Source organism: Microcoleus sp. PH2017_24_DOB_U_A, from assembly GCF_020738205.1.
Classification (GTDB): Bacteria; Cyanobacteriota; Cyanobacteriia; order Cyanobacteriales; family Microcoleaceae; genus Microcoleus.
Genome location: NZ_JAEQCT010000006.1, coordinates 1 through 3,858, shown reverse-complemented (window position 1 = coordinate 3,858; position 3,858 = coordinate 1). Strand labels below are relative to the sequence as shown.

Here is a 3,858-nt window from a genome sequence, read left to right as displayed (position 1 = left end):
AGCAGCCCCAACGGAACATATATTAGTAGCAATCGACCACACTGCATGGGAGAGAGCAGATGCCAAAACGTTACAAGATAGAACCCATGAATATCAAAGGGGTGTAATTGTGGGTCAGGGATACAGTACGATTGCGTGGATACCTGAAGCAATCGGAAGTTGGGCATTACCCCTACTCCATGAAAGAATTAGTAGTGGGTCTTCACCCATACTTCAAGCAGCTTCCCAACTCAAACTTGTCTGTGAACATAGCGTCAATCCAGTTTTAGCAGTTTTAGATCGAGAATATGGGAATGCAAGCTGGGTACTGGCGCTAACAGAAGCGGACATCCCTGCTGATTGTTTAATGAGAGTCCGAAAAAATGCCTGCTTATGGTCAGCACCACCAGCCTATAGTGGTCGCGGTAGACCACCCAAACACGGGCAAAAAATGAGACTGGGCGACCCAACTACATGGCTCGAAGCTGATACAGAGATTGAAATTGACGAACATCCAGATTTGGGAAAAGTCCGAGTCAAACAATGGCTTGACTTGCATTTTTATCGCGCCCCTGGACAAAAAGTCAATTTAATCCTGGTGGAAAGAATGAAGCCCATGTCAAACGGTCAGCCGTTTCCACCCTTGTGGCTGGTTTGGGTGGGAGAACGGACTCTACCTTTGGAAACAGTCTGGTTCAAATATTTACGACGTTTTGGAGTGGATCATTGGTATCGGTTTGCCAAGCAACGATTGCATTGGACATTGCCTAATCTGAGAACTCCCGAACAATCCGAGCGTTGGAGTGATTTAATGCCATTGATGAGTTGGCAACTCTGGCTAGCTAGGGATTTAGTCGTTGAGAATGTCTTACTGCAGGCAATCTGCTACCATTAATTTTACCCCTGGACGTGTTGCTCAATCAATGTTTTCGCTTTTAGTTGACATTGGTACTCCTACAAAAATCCCTAAACATAGGGGAAAATCCCCCGGCTGGGAAAAAGGAAGGGTACGAACTNNNNATTAGCTATTTAATCTGATCCCTCTTGAGTTTTTAAGCAACAGCTTGCCTGAGATTCAAAGGTGGCTACTTTTAGCTGTACTCATTTTTTAGTCTAAACGGCTCTTCTGGAGTCAAGGTGATAAGCAAACCTAATCAGAAAAGCAAGCTAATAGCCTTGCTCGAAAGTTATCAAAGTTCATAAAGCCATAGGCTTGTCGCTTAATCAACTTAATTCGATTGTTAATTCCCTCCATCACGCCACTCGTGGTTCGGTTCAAAAAATAGTTGCAGATTCCATCCAGATGATTACGAATCGTTGTGAGAACATCACAGTAAACCGAACGAGCTTTTTTTAGCCATGCAAGGAGTTGCTCTTTCCCAGCTTCGACAGTCTCAGAACGTTCAAAAATATCTCTGAACTCTTCTTTGAGTTCATAAGCCAGTTTCAACCGTTTTGAATGCTTTAAGATGTCTGCCAGTTTGACCTTCTGCTCCTCGGTCAAATCTACCCCGTTCTTGAGGAGAATGAATTTACTCCCTTTGAGGGTCATTTGAGTTTGCTTGCGTACTTTATTTAACTCTTCATTGACTGGTTTCATCACGTGAAATCGATCAAATACAATCCGCGCCTTGGGAAACACTTCTTGAACCACTTTGGGAAAGCCTCCCCACATATCAACACTCACTTCTTCGACTTGTTCACGCAGCTCAATCGGTTGCTGCTGAAGCACTTTGATGATGTCATCCTGTTTGTGACTATCAATCACCTCAACCAATTTTCCACGGTCAATATCGGCAACAACTGTGGCAAAATCTTGATGCCCTTTGCGTTTACTAATTTCATCAATACTCAGACGAGTAACCGTTCCCCAGTCTGCTTTTTTGATTGATCAAACCTATGATTGAAAATCCCCTGTACTTGATCCCAACTTAAATTTTCCTCTCGGCTAACTTGTTCGATGGTGGTTGCTTGAACTCGCTGATAGATATGATTCTCATAGCGTTGGGTATATCGCCGTTCCCAATCGACAAAGTTCAAACTTTCCGTAAAGTATTTCTGACAAGTCCTACAGTAAAATTGGCGACGCGGAACTTTCAGATAAACTGGTTGACCGAAAATCGATAGATCCCGTATCAATACAGGTCGGTTTTGATTTAATTGAGCGCTCGGACGCTGGCAGTATCGACAATTACTTTCTTCCTGAAGGAAGCGGAGTTTCAAGATAACCTCAGGTGCGAATTGGATGCAACTTTCAACAGTAACATCGGGTAGATTAAGCAGTCTGTCAAGATGAAGATCCATACGGTAGAAATCAATTAGTAGTATCTCATTATACACTTTTCACCAAAAAGCCAGAAGAGCCGTCTAAACTACAGTCATTAAGACGATCGGTTTAACCGGCTTGCTGTTGCTCATCGATGAATTAGCAGCATTACTTAAAAGAGAAATAGGGGAGAAGTGATTAACATTGCTATCATTCTGAGATGCGATCGCACTAGCAGCTACAGAGGTTAAAACGCAAGCTCCAATGCCGAGCCAAATCTTAGTTTTATTTTGCATATTTCAAAAAGCGTTATTCTGGGTGATTACTGCTACTATCCCAGAAAAAAGTAAAGAACTCGGAAAGAACCAAAAACCTCTAAAAATTGTTTGCACAGACATTACCTTATTGCTGCTACAATGCGAGTCCATTAGCAACCTGTAGGAGTGTCCAAAATGATTATCTGTATGGCAAATCTTCTGACTTCAGAGGAATTAGGATTAATTGTCGATCGCCTAAAAAATGCTGAATTTGTCGATGGGAAGTTAACAGCAGGTTGGTACGCCCAACAAGTAAAAAATAATTCTCAACTAAAAAATGATGTGGCTCCAACTCAGGAACTCAGAAATTTAGTCAATCAAGCACTAAAACGCAATTCTTTATTCCAAATAGTGGCGCGCCCTAAAGCAATTCGTCCCATTATGTTTAGTCGCTATCAGGGAGGAATGTACTACGGGACACATATTGATAATGCGATTATGGGAGATGAAGAACTAATGCGATCGGATTTGTCTCTCACTCTATTTCTCAGCGATCCTGCAACTTATACGGGCGGGGAATTAGTGATTGAAAGTACCCAAGGCGAACAAGCTTTTAAACTTGATGCTGGTTCAATGGTTGTTTATCCTACTACAACTTTACATCGTGTGGAACCTATCACTGAAGGTGAAAGACTAGCGGCGGTGACTTGGGTGCAGAGTTTAGTTCGGGATGCTCATAATCGAGAAATTCTCTTTGATTTGGATACGGTTCGCGATACCCTTTTTCAGAAGTCTGGAAAGACAGCGGAGTTTGACTTGCTATCCAAAAGCATTGCTAATTTGCTGCGAAAATGGGCTGATGTTTAGGTTGAGCAGGACTTACGCAAGAGACTAAGGGATTGGGGCAACCACGGGAATTGCCCCTAGATTCACACCAGATATGGATGTCGTGTGTCCAGGACTATTGAGGAGGTTTTGGAAGCGGATGAAATAAATTTTAGGTCTTTCCGAGTTCTTTACTTTGTTTTGTCACAGTAATGGTAGACGAGTTAAACAACCAGGATTTGACAAATGAGCAACCAAACTAAAATTTGGACAGGCGTGGGACAGTCTTATGTGACACAAGACAATTCTATCGATGTCGATCGAGCATCATCGGAGAGATACCAACTCTCAATTGGGGAAAGTGGCGAAAGCGGTGAAAGTGGTAACAGCAATTCTGGCTACGAAAGCGGGAATGACAGCCGTTACAACATTACTGTAGTTTAGACTAAAAAATGAGCGCAGCTAAAAGTAGCCACCTTTGAATCTCAGGCAAGCTGTTGCTCAAAAACTCAAAAAGTAGAAGATTAAACA

Annotated in this window: 6 protein-coding genes; 3 read left to right on the top strand and 3 right to left on the bottom strand. The window is 42.5% G+C overall.

The genetic code is table 11. The annotated features are described in order from the left end of the window. Positions 1-874, top strand: an 874-nt coding sequence (locus JGK07_RS00125) for a transposase (protein ID WP_293199388.1), incomplete at its 5' end; no start/stop codon positions are given. A gap of 255 nt (positions 875-1,129) precedes the next feature. Here the strand turns inward: JGK07_RS00125 and JGK07_RS00120 are convergent. From JGK07_RS00120 to JGK07_RS00110, 3 genes are all read right to left on the bottom strand, one after another. Next, positions 1,130-1,819, bottom strand: a complete 690-nt coding sequence (locus tag JGK07_RS00120; protein ID WP_293187234.1) for an ISL3 family transposase — start codon at positions 1,817-1,819, stop codon at positions 1,130-1,132. An 11-nt stretch (positions 1,820-1,830) separates the two neighbouring features. Continuing rightward, positions 1,831-2,283: a transposase family protein gene (locus JGK07_RS00115; RefSeq protein WP_293187228.1), complete on the bottom strand. Its 453-nt coding sequence runs from the start codon at positions 2,281-2,283 to the stop codon at positions 1,831-1,833. Positions 2,284-2,346: 63 nt separating this feature from the next. Continuing rightward, complete coding sequence (locus tag JGK07_RS00110) at positions 2,347-2,541, bottom strand: hypothetical protein (protein WP_293199387.1); 195 nt, start codon at positions 2,539-2,541, stop codon at positions 2,347-2,349. Positions 2,542-2,709: 168 nt separating this feature from the next. On the opposite strand from JGK07_RS00110, the gene JGK07_RS00105 reads away from it, so the two are divergent. Both JGK07_RS00105 and JGK07_RS00100 read left to right on the top strand, forming a co-directional pair. Next, entirely contained in the window at positions 2,710-3,369 is a 660-nt protein-coding gene (locus JGK07_RS00105) for a Fe2+-dependent dioxygenase (protein ID WP_293187232.1), read from the top strand. A 204-nt stretch (positions 3,370-3,573) separates the two neighbouring features. Beyond that, entirely contained in the window at positions 3,574-3,771 is a 198-nt protein-coding gene (locus tag JGK07_RS00100) for a hypothetical protein (protein WP_293226827.1), read from the top strand. Positions 3,772-3,858 lie beyond the last annotated feature (87 nt).